At 61.0% G+C, this 19,978-nt stretch carries 17 protein-coding genes; 7 read left to right on the top strand and 10 right to left on the bottom strand.

Annotated elements, in window-relative coordinates:
- Positions 1–51: 51 nt before the first annotated feature.
- From ABIB56_RS15905 to ABIB56_RS15950, 10 genes are all read right to left on the bottom strand, one after another.
- Entirely contained in the window at positions 52–1,404 is a 1,353-nt protein-coding gene (locus ABIB56_RS15905; RefSeq protein WP_354570201.1) for an alpha-hydroxy acid oxidase, read from the bottom strand.
- Positions 1,401–2,330 (bottom strand): NAD(P)-dependent oxidoreductase, encoded by a 930-nt coding sequence (locus ABIB56_RS15910; RefSeq protein WP_354570202.1) that lies wholly within the window; start codon positions 2,328–2,330, stop codon positions 1,401–1,403. The genes ABIB56_RS15905 and ABIB56_RS15910 overlap by 4 nt, the downstream gene beginning before the upstream one ends.
- The gene (locus tag ABIB56_RS15915; RefSeq protein WP_354570203.1) at positions 2,327–3,718 is read right to left on the bottom strand and encodes an alpha-L-arabinofuranosidase family protein; all 1,392 of its coding nucleotides are present in this window, start codon (positions 3,716–3,718) and stop codon (positions 2,327–2,329) included. Before ABIB56_RS15915 ends, ABIB56_RS15910 begins: the two co-directional genes overlap by 4 nt.
- A gap of 65 nt (positions 3,719–3,783) precedes the next feature.
- The gene (locus ABIB56_RS15920) at positions 3,784–4,713 is read right to left on the bottom strand and encodes a serine hydrolase domain-containing protein (RefSeq protein ID WP_354570204.1); all 930 of its coding nucleotides are present in this window, start codon (positions 4,711–4,713) and stop codon (positions 3,784–3,786) included.
- Entirely contained in the window at positions 4,710–7,019 is a 2,310-nt protein-coding gene (locus tag ABIB56_RS15925; protein WP_354570205.1) for a glycosyl hydrolase family 95 catalytic domain-containing protein, read from the bottom strand. The genes ABIB56_RS15920 and ABIB56_RS15925 overlap by 4 nt, the downstream gene beginning before the upstream one ends.
- Positions 7,019–8,083, bottom strand: coding sequence for an ABC transporter ATP-binding protein (locus ABIB56_RS15930; protein WP_354570206.1), 1,065 nt, complete (start codon positions 8,081–8,083; stop codon positions 7,019–7,021). Before ABIB56_RS15930 ends, ABIB56_RS15925 begins: the two co-directional genes overlap by 1 nt.
- On the bottom strand, positions 8,080–9,081 hold the full coding sequence (locus tag ABIB56_RS15935) for an ABC transporter permease (RefSeq protein ID WP_354570207.1): 1,002 nt from the start codon (positions 9,079–9,081) through the stop codon (positions 8,080–8,082). Before ABIB56_RS15935 ends, ABIB56_RS15930 begins: the two co-directional genes overlap by 4 nt.
- Positions 9,082–9,083: 2 nt before the next feature.
- On the bottom strand, positions 9,084–10,064 hold the full coding sequence (locus ABIB56_RS15940) for an ABC transporter permease (protein WP_354570208.1): 981 nt from the start codon (positions 10,062–10,064) through the stop codon (positions 9,084–9,086).
- The gene (locus ABIB56_RS15945; protein ID WP_354570209.1) at positions 10,061–11,125 is read right to left on the bottom strand and encodes an ABC transporter ATP-binding protein; all 1,065 of its coding nucleotides are present in this window, start codon (positions 11,123–11,125) and stop codon (positions 10,061–10,063) included. Before ABIB56_RS15945 ends, ABIB56_RS15940 begins: the two co-directional genes overlap by 4 nt.
- 74 nt (positions 11,126–11,199) lie before the next feature.
- A complete protein-coding gene (locus ABIB56_RS15950; protein WP_354570210.1) occupies positions 11,200–12,873 on the bottom strand; it encodes an ABC transporter substrate-binding protein in 1,674 nt (557 codons plus the stop codon).
- Between the two features lie 363 nt (positions 12,874–13,236).
- Here ABIB56_RS15950 and ABIB56_RS15955 point away from each other — a divergent pair, with 363 nt between their 5' ends.
- From ABIB56_RS15955 to ABIB56_RS15985, 7 genes are all read left to right on the top strand, one after another.
- Positions 13,237–13,650: a CoA transferase gene (locus ABIB56_RS15955; protein WP_354570240.1), complete on the top strand. Its 414-nt coding sequence runs from the start codon at positions 13,237–13,239 to the stop codon at positions 13,648–13,650.
- A gap of 396 nt (positions 13,651–14,046) precedes the next feature.
- Complete coding sequence (locus tag ABIB56_RS15960) at positions 14,047–15,054, top strand: MBL fold metallo-hydrolase (RefSeq protein ID WP_354570211.1); 1,008 nt, start codon at positions 14,047–14,049, stop codon at positions 15,052–15,054.
- Positions 15,055–15,127: 73 nt separating this feature from the next.
- Positions 15,128–16,354 (top strand): substrate-binding domain-containing protein, encoded by a 1,227-nt coding sequence (locus tag ABIB56_RS15965; protein WP_354570212.1) that lies wholly within the window; start codon positions 15,128–15,130, stop codon positions 16,352–16,354.
- A 42-nt stretch (positions 16,355–16,396) separates the two neighbouring features.
- On the top strand, positions 16,397–17,173 hold the full coding sequence (locus ABIB56_RS15970; RefSeq protein WP_354570213.1) for an ATP-binding cassette domain-containing protein: 777 nt from the start codon (positions 16,397–16,399) through the stop codon (positions 17,171–17,173).
- A complete protein-coding gene (locus tag ABIB56_RS15975) occupies positions 17,170–17,916 on the top strand; it encodes an ATP-binding cassette domain-containing protein (RefSeq protein WP_354570214.1) in 747 nt (248 codons plus the stop codon). Before ABIB56_RS15970 ends, ABIB56_RS15975 begins: the two co-directional genes overlap by 4 nt.
- A 1-nt stretch (position 17,917) precedes the next feature.
- Positions 17,918–18,889: an ABC transporter permease gene (locus ABIB56_RS15980; RefSeq protein ID WP_354570241.1), complete on the top strand. Its 972-nt coding sequence runs from the start codon at positions 17,918–17,920 to the stop codon at positions 18,887–18,889.
- Positions 18,886–19,857, top strand: a complete 972-nt coding sequence (locus tag ABIB56_RS15985) for an ABC transporter permease (RefSeq protein ID WP_354570215.1) — start codon at positions 18,886–18,888, stop codon at positions 19,855–19,857. The genes ABIB56_RS15980 and ABIB56_RS15985 overlap by 4 nt, the downstream gene beginning before the upstream one ends.
- Positions 19,858–19,978 lie beyond the last annotated feature (121 nt).

Consider the following 19,978-nt stretch of genomic DNA (forward strand, 5'->3'; position numbering starts at 1 on the left):
ACAGCGAGGCCCGCAGATCAATACTGCCCTCAGCCCATCAACCCTCTCAAATCAAAAAGCGACACCCGACCTCAAAGAATCAGTGGATCCAGGCTTAGGTGGGGAGGTCTTCGGCTTGGTTGCCGTCGCGCGTGCTGCCGGCCGCGGAGCGGTAGCCGCCGGGGTACTGAGGGCACGGGGCGCGAGACGCTCAAGCTGGGTGACATGGGCCGGCGTCAGCTCCGCGAGGGAGGTGACGCCAAGGAGGCGCATTGTGCGGGTGATCTGCTCACCGAGTATCTCGATCATGCGGTCGACACCCTCGCGTCCGCCGGCCATGAGTCCGTAGAGGTACGCGCGACCCACGAGGGTGAAGTCCGCGCCGAGGGCGATGGCCGCGACGATGTCGGCGCCCGACATGATGCCGGTGTCGAGGTGGACCTCGAGGTCCGAACCGACCTCGCGGGCGACATCCGGGAGCAGGTGGAATGGAATCGGTGCACGGTCGAGCTGGCGGCCGCCGTGGTTCGAGAGGATGATGCCGTCGACTCCCATGGTCGCGAGACGACGGGTGTCATCGAGGTTCTGCACTCCCTTGACCACGACCTTTCCCGGCCACTGATCCTTGATCCAGGCCAGGTCCTCGAAGGTCACTGTGGGGTCGAACATCGTGTCGAGCAGCTCTCCGACGGTGCCAGACCAGCGGTCGAGGGAGGCGAAGGCGAGGGGCTCGGTGGTGAGGAAGTTGATCCACCACTCCGGCCTCGGCAGCGCATTGATGACAGTGCCGAGAGTGAGCTGTGGCGGTATCGAGAATCCGTTGCGCTTGTCCCGGAGTCGTGCTCCGGCGACGGGCACATCCACAGTCACCAGCAGGGTGTCGAACCCGGACTTTGCAGCACGGTCGACGAGAGCCATCGAGCGATCGCGATCCTTCCACATGTAGAGCTGGAACCAGTTGCGGCCGTTCGGGTTCGCAGCCCTCACGTCTTCGATCGCCGTCGTTCCCATGGTGGACAGCGAGAAGGGGATGCCTGCCGCGGCGGCCGCGCTGGCACCGGCGATCTCGCCCTCCGACTGCATCATGCGGGTGAATCCGGTCGGGGCGATGCCGAATGGCAGGGCGGCGGGTCCGCCGAGAATCGTCGAGGCGGTATCGACCACCGAGACATCCCGCAGGACCGACGGGTTGAACTGGATGTCTTCAAAGGCCTGGCGCGCGCGGGCAAGCGAGATCTCCGCCTCGGCGGCCCCCTCGGTGTAGTCGAAGGCGGCTTTCGGCGTGCGCTTTTGTGCGATCGCGCGTAGGTCGTAGATCGTCAGCGCCTTGGCGAGGCGCCGTTTCTTCGCGTTGAGCTCAGGGGTAGCGAAGTGCATGAGCGGCGCGAGGTCGCGCACCTTGGGGATGTGGCGTTCGAGTTTCATTGTGCTGTCCTAGTGTCGACGACGATATTGAGAGGGGAGAGGCCGTTACGCAGCCGGGAGATCTGTTCGCGCACGATCGGGTCGATGCGGGTGGGCATACTCGAGACGTTGCCGCCGATGTGCGGTGTGAGGGTTGACCCTGGCAGCGTCCACAGCGGATGATCGGCCGGCAGGGGCTCCGGATCGACGACATCGAGGGCGGCTCGCACCGCGCCGGTGCGCACGCGATCGGTGAGAGCTTCCGTATCGACGATCGGGCCGCGGGAGACGTTGACGAGCAGGGCACCGGGTCGCATGAGATCGAGGAACTCCGCGTCGACGAGATGGGTGGTCTCGGCGGTAAGTGGCACTCCGATCACCACAATATCGGCGGCAGCCAGGAGTTCGGGCAGATCATCCATCGAGTGGATGTCGCCAGCCTCATCGGTGCGCGCGGTTCGGGCGGCACGCGTGATCGATGCCTCGAAGGGTGCAAGTCGACGCGCGATGGCTCCGCCGACACCCCCGACGCCGATGATCAACACGGAGCATCCGACCAGGCCCGGATACCAGTCGCGCTGCCAGCGTCCGGAGGGCTGGGTGCGGGCCATGACATCGAGTCCGCGCTGTGCCGAGAGGATCAGAGCGACCGCGAGTTCCGCAGTCGGGCCCTCGTGCACTCCTACGGCGTTGCAGTAGGCGATACCCGGAGGCAGCGCGTCGGCGACACCGTTGAAACCGAGTGCCTGGCTCTGAACCACCGAGACCGTGGAGTCCGCGAGCTTCGGCAGGGCATCGGACGAGACCGAATACGGCAACAGGAGCAGGTCGATCGGCGCCTCAAGCGGGGGCTCGTCCGTGGTCCAGACCACGAAGTCGACGCCCTCGGGCGCCGGGGACAGGCGCTTGAGTGTCGTGGCATCCGGAAGTGCGACGGTAATCGTCATGGGACGGATCCTTCTGTCGTCTCGTCGAAGTGCTCGAGCAGCCGATCGCGGGCGGTGGTGATGTGCTCGCGGGTGAGGCGGCCGGCGAGGGGCATCGTGCCGGCCGCGACCGCATCCAGAATGCCCTGATGCTGTTCAGCGATATCGTCTGGCCGCATCAGGCGATGTGATTGCACCTGCCCGATGCACAGCTCGATTTCGCCCATAAGCAATCCGTGCATCTTCGCCAGTCTCGGACTGTGTTGCGCCAGCACGAGGGCGCGGTGGAAGTCGAGGTCGGCGCGCGCCAGTGCGGGGCGATTGTCGTCGCGCACGTGTTCAATGAGTTGGCGATGGATGATCAGTGCTTCCGTCGGAACCGTTCCATCAAACGCGAGGTTACGTACGGCGGCCTCTTCGAGCGTGGCGCGGTTCGTGTACAGGTCCTGGATGTCGTCTCTGGTCAGCTGCGGAACCTGCGCGGCATGATGGGGACGCCGGATGAGCAGCCCCTCGCTCACCAGCCGCTCCAGTGCTGCCTTGGCAGTCGGGCGGGCTACGCCGAAGCGGGTCGCGATGGCCGTCTCGGTCAGCAGGCTCCCCGGCGCCTCCGCCGTGGTGACGATGCTCTCACGAAGGGCGTCGTAGACCGCCTGGGACACCGAGGTGGTCTTGAGAAGAGTGCGGAGGGCCGACGACATTGTTAGACAAGTGTACGGCTCGAGTACCGTGCGCTCCCAGGAGCCGAAGGTGGGCATGTCACGTCCCGAAGAACCGCAGGCGACCAACTCGAGTGACGGGTCGATCATGCGCATCGCTTGTGCTGTGTGGGACGCGAGCTTGCCATAGTCCTCGGCGTTCAGATGTCCGAGTTGCCAGAATCCGTCCATCTCGTTACCGAGACACCACATCGTCACACCGAAGGGCTCTGGATGTCCGTTGGCCCTTCTCCGATCGGTCCACTCCGTCTTGGCGTCGACATTCGCGTACTCCAATAGGTCCAGCGCCTCCTGGGTGCCGCGGGTGCCGAGGTTAACCGCGAGCATCAGATCGCTGCCGACCCTGTCGAGCCATCCGGCGAATTCATGCAGGCCCACCTCATTGGTCTCTGTGGAATGCCACGCGAGGTCCAGGCGGCGCGGACGCTCGGCCACAGGTCCGATTCCGTCTTCCCATCGGTAGCCCGAAACGAAGTTGCCGCCGGGGTAGCGAACCGTCGAGACGCCGAGTTCCCTGACCAGCTCGATCACGTCGCTGCGGAAACCGTCTTCGCCGGCGGTCGGATGGGTCGGCTCGAAGATCCCATCGTAGATGTGGCGTCCGAGGTGTTCGACAAAGCCGCCGAAGATTCGGCGGTCAATATCTGAGATCGTGTTCTGGGGGTCGATGAGCGCGGTTGCGGTGATCATGGGAGGGTCTCCTTCGGGTCGGGTCGGGTCGGGTCAGGCAGGGTCGCAGGTCGATTTTCAACCGCTCAGGTGAGCAACCGATCGGCCACGGCCGCCAGGATGCGATCGGTGTTGTGGCTGCGAGCGGTCACCGCGATCACCGAGTCGTGGTCGGGCGCGACGATCGCGAATTGACCGAGCATCCCGTCTGCTCGGTACGTCGAGTTCAGTCCGCGCCACATCTGATAGCCGTACCCCTGCATCCACTCGCTGCGATCCTCTCCGGGAATAGCGGTGTCGATCTGGGGTGAGGTCGCCGAGGCGTGCCACGACTCCGAGAAGATTCTGCGCCCGGCGAAACTGCCCCGCTGGAGAAATAGAAGGCCACAGCACGCGAGGTCTTCAGTCGTGAGAAAGAGCCCGGAGCCCCCGACCTGATTGCCGTCGAGATCGGATTGCCATGCCGGCGCTGAGATTCCTAGGGGCGACAGAAGCCGCGGTTCGAGGAAGTCGAACAGTGTCTTCCCCGTGCGCACGCGCAGGGCGAGCGAGAGGATGTGGCTCGTGAGGGAACAGTAAGAGAATGCCGTTCCCGGCGCTCTGACCTGTTCGAGCTCTGCATAGGCGGCGACGGCCTGATCCCGGGAACGGAACCGCATCTCGCTATCACTGGCGGTGCGACCGCTCGTCATAGTCAGGAGATGTCGCAGCGTAATCCGCTCGTCGATGCCGTCGCCTTCGCGACCGAAGAACTGGCGCAACGGCGAATCGACGTCTATCAGGCCCTCGTCTGCCGCGATGCCCACGGCAGTGGCGGTGAAGGTCTTGGTCACGGAATACATTTCGTGGGGCATCCGCGGCGCCCATCCATGCCAGTACCGTTCCAGCACAACCTCACCGCCACGAACGACCATCACGCTGTCGACACCGAAAGAGGCGTCATCGCAGTCCAGCGCCAGTGCCTCGAGGGAGACGGCCAGCTCACTGTCCCGCACCGTCGCGCGGGGGAGCCTCATCGGCTGGCTTCCACGGTGAAAGCACTGCCGTCAGCGATTTCGCCCACCCACCGATTGGGCGCCTCGCTCTCAGGGCCGCGAATCGTCCCGCTGAGCACCGTCCAGCCGCGCGGCAGGTCTACCGCGAGTATCTGCTGACCCCGCAACACCCGGGATCCGAGAGTGGTTCTGCCCTGAAGACGAATCGAGGTCGGGCTCCATTCGAGCGTGTCGACGATGATGCCCCCTCGTGCGTGAAGGCCGCGCAACGATCCATGGCTCCACCGCTCTGGCAGCGCCGGAAAGACCGTGAGGGTGTCGATCGTCGAGCCGACCAGCATGGAGTGCACCACCGCGGGGAGTCCGCCCGCGATGTCGACATTGAAGATCGCGCCCACGTCGTGAGTGGTCGACAACGTGGGCAGAAAATACAATTGCGACATGCGGTCGACGCATTCGAGAGCGAGTTCCGGCTCGGCGATTGCCGCCGCCGCGATACCCAACTGGGTCAGTCCATACGCCATCTCCTCACGATGGCCGCCACTGGATCGCCACCGCAACTTCTCTTCGATGAGCCGACGGATCGGTTCACGATGGGTCGTAACAAGGTCTCGGTCGGGCTCGAACCAGGTACCGAGCAGGTGTGATGAGGTGCGATGTCCGACCTGTTCGATCGCTCCCTCGTCGAGCCATTCGGCGAGGGTCCCATCCGGAGCGACACGGTAGGGAGGAAGGGAGGCGAGCCAGTCTCCGCGTCGCTGATCGAGATCTTCATCGATTCCCAGAAGCAGCGCGGCGCGTCGAAGGCCATCCAGCAGTCCGGCGAGCACGGCTCGATCCATCGTCGCGTTTCGACACGCTTGCGAATCGAAGGTGGGCGACCGATTTTCAGGCGAGTACGAGGGTGAGAACGTGATCCGTCCTCCCGCATCCCTGAGAAGGAAGCCCTCATAGAAGCGTTCGACCTCTCGCGCAAAAGGATAGGCGTGCGCGCGGAGGTACTCCACGTCGCCGGTGTGCCAGACGAAGTCGAAGAAGAACATCGAAGCCCAGGCGCCACCGGCAGTCCAGAATTCGTGGCAATGCTGTTCGTCGAAGTGGGTACATGCCCCGTGGGTGGGGCTGCACCGCGATGGAAGCACATACCCCTGCGTGCCGAAGAGCCTCTCGGCATTCGCGCGGAAGTCGTCGGTCAGCCCCTCGAGCAGATCGAGGAATGTGCGAAGCTGCTTCGGATTGCCGGAACTGAGCATGCTCGAAATGGAGCCGCTCTGCACGTTGCCGTTCATCGTGTAGTCCGACGACCACGCCGGATCGAAGGTACCCGACCAGACCCCCTGAAGAGTGGGAGGATATTCGCCGGTGCTCGACGCGATCAGTCGCTGCGCCGATCGATGCTGGAGCTCGAGCAGGCGATTTCGCGCCATCGATGAACCATCTGCGAGCAGATCCTCTGTCGATCGCGAATCGGACTGCGCCGCGAGGTCGAGAGTAACGACGTTGATCTCGCGGGCGATGGCGGCTTCATGGCGAGCCAGCAGTCCGGCGAAGTCGTGGGTGACCTCTACCGCCGAAGAGGGGTGCGGCGCAAGCGATGATTCCGACGCGAAGACCGGCCGAACATCCGCGAGAATCACGAGCTCGTCGTCTTTCGCTTGAGTGAGGACCGTTGCATCGGAACCCGCGAGGATCGACGTCCACTCCGTTCGAAAACGCATCCCGAGACGCTCGAGACCGTTCTGCTCCGAGTAGTCGAAGCTCACTCTCTCGGCATTTCCCCCCTTCACTCCTGATGCGCTCGTCACGACGTTCCGCGGCGGCTCGGATCTCACGCGCAGGGATGAGGTGAAGCCGCGCAGTCGCGCCACTACGACGGCGTCCGCCCGGCTCACGAACAGGTCGATCGATCTCTTCTGATCCCCGGAGTTCCACGATACGGACACGACGTCACCGGCCAGGTCGACAGTGCGTCGATACTGCGAGACCTCCCGGTCGTCGGTCTCGATGACGATGGTGACGGACGGCACGAGTGGATCGGTCCACTGCAGTCCGGGGTATCCCTGCTCTCTCGCGCGCGCAACCCCCAGCACGGCGGCCTCCTGCGCACGGCCCGTATCGATAAACTCGCGAATGAGCGGAAGGTCCGGGGCGAGGATCGGCGCGCGCCTTGGCTCGTCGGTCGGAAGCACCACCCGTTCGTGCGCCACAGTGATCTCGTGGCGCCCCGCGTTCCCATAGAGCAGCGCGCCCATCGATCCATTCCCACACGGGAGGCCGTGCTCCCAGTCTGTGCCGGCGGTTGCGGTCCAGAAACGAACATCTGCCACTAGACCGAGCCTCGCACGCGGGGGGAACTCAATTCGATCGGCACCCGAGCAGAATCTGCGGAATGCAGATGGCAGGCGACAACGTGTGCCTCTCGGGGAAACTGATCAGAGCCGGTCAGTGGAGGCATGGATTTATGGCATGCTTCGAACGCGAACGGGCACCGAGGAGTGAAGGGACAACCCGATGGCATGTTCTGCAGATCCGGCGGTGATCCTGGAATGCCGACAATTTCCTTGCGCTCGCCGTGCAGCGAGGGAAATGAGTTGAGCAGTCCGTAAGTGTAGGGGTGCTGCGGATTGCGATAGAGGTCCTGCGCAGGTCCCTCCTCCACAATGCGTCCCGCGTACATGATGGCGATACGGTCGGCGAGCTCGATCAGCAGCGAGACATCGTGGGTGATAAAGATGACCGAGAAGTTCAGTTTCGAGCGCAACCGGAGAATCTCCTGCAGAATCTGACGTTGCATCACAACGTCGAGCGCCGTCGTCGGCTCGTCCATAATCACCACGTCGGGGTTGAGCGCCATCGCCATCGCGATCATCACGCGCTGTCGCATTCCGCCAGAGAGCTGATGGGGATAAGCGATCAACCGGTCCTGGGGAATTCCGACCATCTTCAGAAGTTCGCGCGCTCGTGTGCTCCGCTCGATCCTCGACGACGCCGGTCGATGCTTAGCGATCACATCGGTCAGTTGCCGTTCGATGCGGAATACGGGACTTAACGAGTTCATTGAACCCTGGAAGACGATAGCGATGTCGTTCCATCGCAGCTGCCGGAGTTTGTCATCGTCGACTCGCAGGATGGCTACCGCTTCTCCACCGGTCGGCGGGTGATAGAGCACCTCGCCCGACGTCACGATGCCGGGCGGGGAAAGGAGTCGCGTGGCGCCATAGACCAGGGTGGATTTTCCGGACCCGGATTCCCCGGCGAGCCCGAGCACTTCACCCCGGTTGAGGGTGACCGTGATGTTCTCGAGCGCCCGCACCTCTCCGGACCCTGTGCCGTAAGAGACGCAGAGGTTCTTGATCTCCAGCACCGGGTCTTCGCTCCGCGCGTCATTCATGATCGCCCCTTTTCCGGCAGCACTGCCGTGTAGCCCACGCGTGACCGCACCTTTGCGCGCTTCAGCGCCTTGAGATCAAGGCCACCGGCGCGGAGCTTGGGATTGACGAACTCGTCGATCCCGAGTGTGATGAGCGTCAGGCCCATTCCCAGGATCGCGATGGCGAGCCCGGGAGGCACAAACCACCACCAGGCACCCTGCGAAAGCGCCTGCTGACCCTGTGCCCAGAAGAGAATCGTGCCCCAGTTCCAGTCACTCGACGATCCGATCCCGATGAACGAGAGCGACACCATCGACAGAATCGCGAAATTGACCGTGCCGACGAAGCCGCCGGCGATGATGGGCACAAGATTCGGGAAGATCTCGAACACGATCAGCGATGAGGTGCTCTTTCCTGTCGCGCGCGCGGCCTGGACGAAGTCGCGATTTCGCAATGACAAAGTCTGGGCGCGAATGACTCTCGACCCCCACGCCCATCCTGTAACGCTGATCACGAGCGAAACCGTGATCCACCCACCGCCGTTGGGGATAAATCCCGCGATGAGAATGATCAGCGGCAGTGCGGGGATAACTAGGAAGACGTTCGCGAGAGCCGACAGGAATTCGTCCGCGAATCCGGGGAACAGCGCGGCGTTGATTCCGACAATGACTCCCAACAGGGTGGCGACTGTGCCCGCGATGAGCCCCACCACCATCACGCTGCGCGCTCCCACGAGAAATTGAGAGAAGACGTCTTGGCCGGTGAGAGTTGTACCGAAAATGTGCTTCAGCGACGGCGGTTGCAGGAGGTCGTCGGTCAGCGCATTCGGGTTGAACGGCGCGACCATCGGTCCCACGATGGCGAGCAGCACGAAGGCCGCGAAGATGATCAGCCCCACCCGTGACTTCGGAGTGCGCCAAAATCCGGACAACGGATGCTGGCGTTTGGTTTCAACGAATGCGCGCTCGTTGTCATCCCCTTCGAGCATCGCTTCTGTGTCTGACGCGATATAGGTCATGGTCACACCTCCGAACGAGTACGCGGGTCGAGAAATACATAGACCATGTCGGCCACGAGGTTGGCGAAGAGCACCGCGAACGTGATCACCAGGAACATGCCCTGCATGAGGGGATAGTCCTTCGCCTGCACAGCCTGGAACATGGTGTAGCCGATACCCGGATACGAGAACACCATCTCGGTCAAGAGAGTGCCTCCGACGATGAAACCGAGCGAGAGCGCGAAACCGCTGACGCTGGGGAGGATCGCATTGCGAGCGGCGTAGGCGAAGTTGACGGTCCGCTCGCTCAAACCTTTTGCATGGGCCACGACCACGTAGTCTTCACTCGTCACGGTGACCATCATGTTGCGCATCCCGAGCATCCACCCGGCGAACGAGCTGATAACGATCGTGAGCGCCGGCAGGATGCCGTGATACGCGGCACTGAGGATGAAGTCCAGATTCCAGCCGGGATCGGTCAGGATGTCGTATCCACCGGCATCGGAGAACCAGTGCAGGTTTACGGCGAAGATGGAGATCAACAGGAGCGCCAACCAGAAGTAGGGGATCGACGAGAAGAAGCTGGTCACCGGGATGAGTCTCTCTGTCCACCCCCCGCGACGCCAGCCCGCGATGACTCCCGCAGCGGTTCCCAGAGCGAAACCGATGACGGTCGAGACGCCCACCAGCACGAGCGTCCACGGCAGCGACTGCCCGATGACCTGTGACACCGGCGTCGGAAAGAACGTGAACGAGAGACCGAGGTCTCCGCGGAAGAGCTGCACCCAGTAGCTGATGTATTGGCTCCACAGGCTCTGTGACTTATCGAGACCAAACAGCACGTAGAGCGATTGGGTCGCTTGTTCACTGATCTGCCCCTTGAATCGAAGCAGTAGGGCTTGGACCGGATCCCCCGGGAGTAGCCGAGGCAGCAGGAAGTTGATCGTGATCGCTGCCCAGGCGGTGATCAGATAGAAGATGATCCGACGAGCAATGTATTTCATCGCGTCAGCATTCCGATCTTCGGAAGCGGCAGGTCGGACGGTGCGTCGGAATATGCCCAACAGGCCGCGAACCTTCCGTCTCCGACGGAGATCTCCGGCGGCGCCTCGGCCGAACACTTCTCCGTCGCAAAGGGGCAACGCGGGTGGAATCGACATCCGCTCGGCGGTGTGATCAGGCTCGGCGGTTCGGAAGAAACGGGCTCCGCGCCGTCTTCGATACCCAGCGAGGGACTGTCCGGATTAGGAGCGGACTCGATGAGCAACTGCGTATAGGGGTGTTTCGGGTTCTGGGTCACATCCTCCGCCCCGCCTGACTCGACTATCTGGCCCGCGTACATGACGAGCACACGATCGGAAAAATACCGCGCCGATGAGATGTCGTGTGTGATGTAGAGAATCCCGAGATCGAAGTCCTCCTTCAACTCCTTCAAGAGATTGAGTACACCCAGGCGGATCGACACGTCCAGCATGGATACCGGCTCATCTGCCAGGAGAACCTCCGGCCCGGCAGCAAGAGCGCGCGCGATTGATACTCGCTGCCGTTGCCCTCCGGAAAGCTCGTGGGGATACTTGTCGATGTATCGCTCCACCGGCGTGAGCTTGACCCTTTCGAGCAGCATCCGCACCGCCTTGTCGACGTCGCCCTCGGTGTTGCCATGGATCTTTAGCGGATCAGCGATGTGGTAGCGAATTGTGCGCAGCGGGTTGAGTGAGGCGAACGGGTCTTGGAAGATCAGCTGCACCTGCGTGCAATATCGACGAAAAGCACGAGTTCCCTTCACGCGGATTTCCTCCCCCCTGAGACGCACCACGCCGGAGGTCTGGCGGTTCAGCTGCGAGAGCACTCGCGCGATTGTCGATTTGCCAGAGCCGGATTCCCCGACGACAGCCACAACCTCGCCTGCTCGCACCTGGAGGGAGACGCGGTCGACCGCAGTCAGCAGACGCGGGGGAGCACCGATCCGACGAAGTTTCCCTCGGACCTTGAAGGCCATGCTGATGTTCTCTGCTTCAAGTAGCGGCGGTTCGACGCCGATCGGGCGTGGCCCTGAACTGGTCATTGGTTTCCTCTCACCACTCTGTAGAGAGGAGGGGTGCCGGGGTGCCTGCGCACGCCGGCACCCCTCCGAAGACGTTACTTTGCCGGTTTAAGCGTGACCATGATCTTCGAGACGCTACTACTCAAGATTCCTGGAGAGGCGTACGGGTCGTCCGCGGACGGCCAGCCCGTGAAGTTGACCGTGGTGAACATCGCGTTGGCTGGGTTGGCCCAAATCGAGATAGCCGGAACATCTGTCGTCCACGCTTCCTGGATGGTCTTCATGGCCGCCGTGCGGTCGTTGTCGCTCGACGCGGTCGCATACTGCTTCAGCGCACTGGTCACAGCGGGATTGTTATAGCGCCCGTAGTTGCCGGTGACCGGGGACCCGATCGGTGCAAAGAGACTTCCGTCGGCGTAGCTCGAATAGATGTCGTATGGCGTCGGTCCGGAATTGGAGTACCGCATAGTTCCGTCGAAATTACCGGAGGAGAGAGCTGCCTGCCAGGCGTCCTGCGACGGCGTCTCAGTCGTCGTCTTGATGCCGATCTGTCCGAAGTTGTCGCTGATGACCTGGAGGGCGGTGAGATAGTCGGTCCATCCCGTCGGGTCAATGAGAGTCATTATCACCGCTTTGCCGGAAGCATCTTTCAAGACCCCTCCATCGAGAGAGAATCCACCCTTTGTCAACTCCGCTTTCGCACCGGCAAGGTCGATGCTGACGTCTTTGCCCTTCAAAGAAGGATCGATGAACGAGTCACCGACCGGCTGGGGGAGGCCGGCGACCGATTTGACGACGGGCGTCTGGCCATTCGAGGCGAGCTTAACGATCTTCTTTCGGTCGATGACCATGCTCATCGCGCGACGAAGATGAACGTCATCGAAGGGGGCCTTGGCCGTGTTGACGACGAACGCGGAGATTCCCAGCACGGCCGGGCCCCAAGCGAAATTGCGCTTCGGATCCTTATCGAGGAACCCCTCTTTAAGGTTGAGAGCCGCGGATCCAGCCCAGTCGAGCTTGTGTGCTGCGAGGCCATTGAGGATCGCGTCGTTACCCTGCAGTGCCTGATAGACCACCGCGCCGACCTTGACCTTGTCCGCCTGCCAGTAGGCGGTATTTTTCTTCAGCTTTGCTACACTCGACGACGCCGAAGAGAACAGGAACGGCCCGGTTCCGATGGGCGCCTTATCTTGGAAGGTGGCAGGGTTCGATACATCTTTCCAGAGGTGTTCCGGCACGATGAATTGACCGATCGTCGCAGCCTGCTTCACGAACTGCGACTCACCGAAGCTGACGGTGACGTCATTCCCGCTCTTCTTGATCGAAGTGAACGGAATACTGGCGGTGTTGAGCGATTCGTTGGACTTGATGAGATTAAAAGTGAACGCGATGTCGTCGGCGGTGAAGGCCTTACCATCACTCCATTTGACTCCGTCACGTGCCGTGAACGTCACCTTGGTGTAGTCAGTGTTCCACTTATAGGCGGATGCGAGCCATGGCTCGGGCTTGGCCGTCGGGTCGACCGAATTTGTCTGAACCAGAGGCTCATAGACGAGCCATCGCCAGCCATTCGCAGACGCGCTCGAGGTGGATGCGAAGGGGTTGTTGCTGTCGGTGAAGACGCCGCCCGTACCGATCGACAGGGTGCCTCCGCCCGAGCCTCCGCCGCTAGTACCGTTGCTCCCGCCGGCGCTGCAGCCTGCTAGCACGAGGCCAGCAGACAGCCCAATCGCGGCGATTGCCATGATCCTCTTTGATCTCCAGCGCATGATTTCCTCCATTGTGAATGTGCACTGTTCGCCGACTTCCCGGTGGAGGGGCCCTCAGGACCATCCTCATGAACCGGGTGCGCAAACGTTTGTTCAAAAATACCCGACAAGTTTTGTTATCGCAACCCCTCGTGTCATTTGGCCGCCGGCACGGGTCGCAGGTCAGGGTTGTGGAATCTGCGAGCAGTCGGGTCACGGCTCATGCACGCAGTCGCGTGAGGGTCGAATTCGTCCTGCACCGTCCGAGCCGAATCGCTACGATTGAGCAAACGATTGAGCACTCGGCTCGATCGCCGATTCACTCATGCCGGACCGCCGTAGTTCCGACAGGAAAGTCCGCAATGCCTCCCGCCGCTCGACGGCATCCTCGTGCTTGACTTCAGCCAGTTCCTCGCCGGCCCGGTCGCCGCGATGCGCCTTGCCGATCTCGGTGCCCGAGTGATCAAGATCGAGCGACCACAGGGCGGCGACATTGGTCGAACTCTCGCCTTCGCCGGTCGTACCGCAGACGGCGACACGGTCTCCTTCCACGCGATGAATCGCAACAAGGAGGGCATCACCGCCGATCTCAAGGATCCCGACGATCTCGCCTACGTCAAGAGGCTCGTCGCGAAGGCCGATGTGATTATCCAGAATTTCCGACCCGGCGTCATGGAGCGCATCGGCCTCGACTACGAGTCGGTGCGGAAGATCAACCCGACCATCGTCTATGCCAGCGCGAGCGGATACGGCGACAGCGGCCCGTGGAAAGATCGGCCCGGCCACAGCGTGATCTGACCGCCTGATCGGCAATCCTTCGGCGACTAGTCCTTCGAGCGCGGGCTTGGCCACTGGCGCCCGACTCCGTGGCGACCGTCAAAAGCGGTCACAAAAGATGGTCTTTCAGCGAAGCGGGGACGTTCAGACGGGCGACGACATTACAAGAGAGGTGGACGAATCAATCGCCATTCTGGCGACTCATACCCGTCGTACTCTGAGAAAACATCCGATGTCTAGCCCTCCCGGTCAAAAACTACTACTGTCAAACTACGTGCTCAAACGTTACTTCAAGCGAAACGCGCGTATTTAAGCCCGAAAAATACAACTTCTGACTCGCGGTCAACATATGTCTGCCCAAACAGCCAAGGTCGACTGCAGTTTCGCTCCAATACAAAGATGTGAGGATTGAAGGTCATGGCGTCAGCGGGAAAAGCGCTTTTCGAAAATGCGGCCATTGGTGCGGTTCACGAGGTCGCAGTAGACACCTATGCGGTCAACGCGCCGTTCTGGGGTTTTCCCAATGTCGTCTACTTTCTTGCCAGTGGCGGCAAGTGGGCGCTCATCGACACCGGAGTTTCGACCACACCGAGTGAGTCAATCGGCCCGTTCCTTGAAAGTCGCGGCGGTTTCGGATCTTTGGAGCTGGTCCTGGGCACTCACGGACATGTGGATCACATCGGAGGCAACGGCTGGGTCAAAGAGCACGCTCCTCAGGCTCGCTTTGCGCTCGGGGCGCTCGACACAGGATGGGCCGAAGATGTCGATCGGCATTATTGCCAACTCTACGAATATGGTTCCCCGGGGGAATGGAAGCCCGACGCCGCGAGCGAAGAATTGATTCGCCGATCGTGTGGCGAGCCGGTTGCAATCGATCACCCACTCGTGGGCGGTGAGATTCTCACTTTCGGCTCCGGACGCGAGATAGAAGCGGTACACCTCGGGGCGCATAGTCCGGGCCAAATGCTCTACCTCGACGCCACTAGCGGGACAGCGTTCTCAGGTGATGCCATACAGGAAAGGGGTATTTTCAATACGGAGTCGAATTCTCGAGATTTTCCCATGTACAGGACTATCCCCGACTACATCCGATCCCTCGAACGCGTTCGGACGTCAGCGCCTGATCGGCTCTGTACCGCGCACGCTGGAATATTCTCGGGGGTTGAGGCCGACTCGTTCATCGACGGCGCCCTCAGTTGGACCGCGGAGTTGTCGTCTCTACTTCAGGCGATTGCCTCACGACTCAGTGACTTCAGCCTGGAACAGATCGTCGCCGAGGTGCATCTCGCCCGCCCGGAATACGCGGTCATCCTGCAGATCTGGGTGACCACCTCGGAACATCTCGATGAGCTCGTCCGATCGGGGTTCCTATTTCCGTACTTCGCCGATAAAGAAAAGCGGTGGAGCGTCACACGCCGCCCGTGACGAAGGACGACAGCACGAATAGCTCACCAAAATCATTTATCGATCCGCGGAATGTCCTCTAGGAGAAACGAAATTGAATCAGTCCCACCTCAGTGTTCGAACTGCAATGCTCGCAGCGGTCTTGCTCACCGGCTCCCTCGCTCTCGCGGGATGTTCGGGTGCAACAACCACGGGGAGCGGCGCGAAGCCGGTCGCGGCGGACGCCAAAGCCGTCATAAGCCATCTGCCGGCGGCACTTAAATCACAGTATGTCGCCGCCACAAGTAATGTCGAAGTGTCGCCCTACGCGGATTTCAAGAAGATCGAAGGCCCCTGGAAGGTCTGCTTCTCGGACAGCTTCGAGGGGAACTCCTGGCGAGTAGCGGTGAAGAACGAACTTTCACGGCTGTCGGAACAGTACAAGAAGGACAAACTCGTCTCCAGTTTCGAAGTCGCGGTATCTGAGAACGACGTCGCTCGGCAAAACCAACAGATTCGTCAGTTCACGTCGCAAAAATGCTCTGTCATCATCGTCATCGCCGGCTCGTCGACTGGACTCAACCAGGCAATCCAAGCATCAAAAGCGGCGGGGATTCCCGTTGTGACGATCGCAGGTTCGGTTACCTCGGCCGCCGCAGTCAACGTGGACTCGAATTACAACGTCATGGGACGTGACCTCGCGAAGGCAGTCAGCGAGAAGTCGAAGAACGTGCTCATGGTGAAGGGGATCGAGGGCAACCCTGTTGCCGTCCAACAGAATCAGGGAGCAAAGCAGGAATGGGCGAAGACGGGCACGACTATCGCTTCGGAGGTCAATGGCAACTGGACACCGTCGGTCACCAAGTCCGCAGTGCTTACTGCCCTGACAACGAGTGCCGCCCCGGTCGGGGCGGTCTGGTCGACCGGATCCGAAACGTCGATCATCGCTCAAGCCTTTAAGGATTCCGGGAAGCCGGCCCCGCTCATAACCGGTTCAATCACCGGTGATGCCCTCGGCTTCTGGAAGGCGAATCCGGACTACTTCAAGTTCGATGGCGTCGCGCTGACCCCATCGTGGACTGCCCAAACCGGCTTCAATATCGCAATGCGAATTCTGCAAGGTAACGGACCGAAGCTCAGCACGATGATGGTGCCGATTCCTCGCGTCACGGAAGCGGATCTCCCAGCGCTGTACGAATCCTGCATGACCGTGGATGCTGCATCAGTATTTCCGGTTGTGAAGGCCGATCCACTGCCAAGCGATCTGATGGATTCCTACTTCAAAACTGCCGGAAACGTCGGACCGTTCCAGTATTCGCAAACTCCCGATCCCTGCAGCTAGTTAGCTGTAGAGACCGGAATACGCTCAAAAGAAAGGCACGGGATGAGCGACGTTGAGGGGGCGAATTCCCCGGTGGATGAGCAACTGCCTTCTGGAGAACTTGCTTTGCGCAATATTCGGCGCACGTTCGGAGAGACGGTTGCGTTGGACGACGTGTCATTGACTGTTCGACCCGGAACGGTACACACAATCCTCGGCGAGAACGGATCGGGCAAGAGCACCCTCGTGAAGATCCTTTCGGGAGTCCTTCCGCCGAACAGGGGGAGTGTCGAGATGAGGGGCGAGACGCTTCATCCGGTTACTCCGCGCCGGGCACGTTCGCTCGGTATCGCAACTGTCTTTCAGGAAGTACTCGTGGCGCCCAATCGGACGGTCACGGAAAATGTCTTCCTCGGACAGGACGCCTGGTTCTCTTGGAAGTTGCGAGGGCGAGCACGGCGAGAACTGGCACTCTCGTCGCTGAGCGAATTATCGAAAGTAAAATTTGACCCGGCGGCGGAGGTCGGCAAACTCAACCTGGTACAGCAGCAGCAGATCGCGATCGCTCGAGCCCTCGCGCTGGAGCCCAAAGTGCTGGTGCTGGACGAATCGACCGCAGCCATGGACATCGGTGAACGAGACCTACTGTTCGAAGCTGTGGCCAGGCGCGTTCAGGCCGGCATGGCGGTTATCTTCATCTCCCATCGCATGGATGAGGTCCTCTCGCTGTCGGACGAGGTGACAGTCCTGCGATCAGGCTCGAGGGTTGCCACTCTCGGACGTGAGGAATTTAGCGAGTCTCGATTGCTCTCCCTACTAAGCGGCAAGGAGGCTGCATGAATGAGATCGCTGTGAACGCAAGGGATTACGTGCTCGAGAAGCGAGCGCGCCCATTCACAATTTCGATTCCAACCGGGCGCATTACAGGACTGTCTGGACTCGAGCGCGGCGGACAAGAGGAGTTTCTTCAGTCGCTCTGCGGTTTGCGGCGCCCATTGGCGGGCGAGCTGACGATCAAGGAAAAGAACTTCGGCACGAGGGGTGTCAAAAACCTGCGAGAGGCCTTTGGCAACGGGATCGCTTATCTTCCTCGTGAAAGGAAAACCGAAGGTATCCTCGCAAGTCAGTCAGTGCGGGACAATTTCGCGATTGCGACCCTCCCGAACTACTCGCGATTCGGTCTGGTGAGTTCCCGGCGGCTCCGCGCAGCGTATGAAGACTTCGCGACGGAGCTCGGCATCGTTTGCGAGTCTCCGTCTGCCCCGATTCGAACGTTGAGCGGGGGGAACCAGCAGAAGGTCCTGTTGGCGCGCTGGCTTGCGGCATCGCCGAGCCTGTTGCTCCTCAACGATCCATCGCGAGGGGTAGACCACCCGACGAAACGTGCGATGCACGCGCTGTATCGAAGGCTCGCGGATGGGGGGACGACCATTGTGCTCCTGTCTAGTGAGATCGAAGAGCTGCTTGCGATAGCAGACTCCACTGTCGTCTTCCGAGACGGTTCGGTGCAGGAGGTGCTGGTCGGCGGTCGGATGACCAGGCCCAACATCCTCAGCGCGATGTTCGGAGCGATCGTTGAGTAGCGTGACACGGCAGCGCAGAAGAATGACGGTGCCGACCTTCCGACCAGATGCTACTGTCCTGTTCGGTCTCGCGGTTTTCGTGGTGCTTCTGATTATCAATCTCGTCGTGAACCCCAGTTCCTTCGACCCCGTCAATCTGCCATCGACGATCGGATTCGCTGCCCCGATTATTCTCTGCGCGTTCGCCGCGACACCGAGTTTGCTCATGGGCAATGGGGGAATCGACCTCTCGATCGGGCCAATCATGGGACTGGTCAATGTCGTGGTGGTCTACCAGTTCGCCACACAATGGGGCGTTACCTCGGCGGGAGTGCTGATTCCTCTCGCGCTCGGGCTTGGCGCTCTGGTCGGCCTGGTGAACGGCCTCATCGTGGCATTCGTGCGCATCCAGCCGATCGTTGTCACGCTCGGAACTTATCTCGTCTGCGCCGGACTCAGTCCAATCATCGCGCCAACACCGGGCGGAACTATTCCCGACTGGCTTGCGACACTTGCGGGACCGTTGTCAATCGTCCCGATCGTCGTTGCAGGTCTGTTGTGGTGGGGATTTAGACAGATGCCGCTCTATGAGCACCTAATGGCGTATGGAGGCGATGAGCGAGCCGTGTTCACAACGGGGATTTCGGTTCCCTTGGTCCGGATCTCCGCGTTCACCATCGGTGGCATCTTTGCCGGCATCGCCGGGCTCAGTCTCTCGGCGGTGCTGGGTTCCGCAGATCCGACGGTCGGGACGAATTATTCGTTGCTGGGGATAGCCTCAGCAGCGTTGGGCGGAGTGAGTATGGCCGGTGGTCGTGGCGGAATGGTGAGGGCGCTTGTGGGTGCGCTCACCATCTTCCTTCTTCAAAATCTCCTCACTTTCCTCGGGGTATCGACGTTTTTGTTGCAGATCGCTTACGGGGCGGTTCTCGTTCTCGCGATCGCGGTCAACGGCCAGATCTCCGAATTGGTGAAGAAAGTAGCGTCGCGATGAGGTCATCATTAATCGCTGGGGTGCGGCGTTCGCCCGACATTCTTATCAGCGTCGTATTGCTGATTCTCATTTACGTCGTCGGCGTAGTCGGGATTCCAGGCTTCGGCGGTGAGCAGACCTTCAAGGCTGTGCTCTTGCTCGCATCTTTCTTGGGAATCGCCGCGGCTGGTCAGACCCTCGTAGTCATACTCGGTGGCATAGATCTTTCGATCCCCTTCGTGGTGGGGGCTGCGAATGTCGCTGTCGCGAAACTGTACGGTGACGGGATGCCGTTCTTGCTGGCCACTCTTATCAGCCTGATCGTCGCCGGACTGTTCGGGGTTGCCAATGCAGCTATCTCGGTAAAAAGCAACGTTCACCCGCTCATTGTCACGCTCGGTATGGGGACAGCACTTCTCGGCGCGGTCTCGCTGTGGACCAATGGTCTTCCATCCGGGGGTTCGCCAGCCTGGTTGACCCAATTCGTCGCCATCGGATCGACGACAGGACCGATCCCCGTGCCGCCCGTGATCTTCCTCTGGCTGCTGATCTCGGTCGGAATGGTGGTTCTCCTTCGCGCGTCGATTTTCGGGCGGAAGCTCTATGCCTTGGGCAATTCGCCGCAGGCGGCGGAGCTCGCGCTCGTGAGGCGCTTGCCGGTCTGGGCAGTGTCCTTCGGCGCCAGCAGCGTGCTCTCTGCAGTCGCCGGAGTGCTGTTCCTAGGGTTCACGGGGGCTGCTTTCGCAGGAGTCGGGCAGCCATACCTTTTCTTGACCGTGGGTGCGGTGGTTCTGGGAGGAACTCTCATCACCGGAGGGAGGGGCGGGTACGTTGGCACGATCGTCGGGGCGCTCACGATCACTCTCTTGACGATCGTGTTGACGGGGTTCGGTCTCAACGCCTCACTTCAACAGGTGGTGATGGGAACGGTATTCGTTGGCATTGTCGCAGCGTATGGGAGAGACGCCCATGTCAGATCGCGCGTGTAGTGCTATCGCAAGGGCATCTTCACATTGCCGAGTTTCGACTCTTCAGCTACAGTTGAGCAAACGTTTGAGCAAACGATTAACCGAAGTTACTATGCCCGACGAAACACTTCGGTTCCGCCCA

This window comes from Glaciihabitans sp. UYNi722, assembly GCF_040549465.1.
Lineage (GTDB): Bacteria > Actinomycetota > Actinomycetes > Actinomycetales > Microbacteriaceae > Lacisediminihabitans.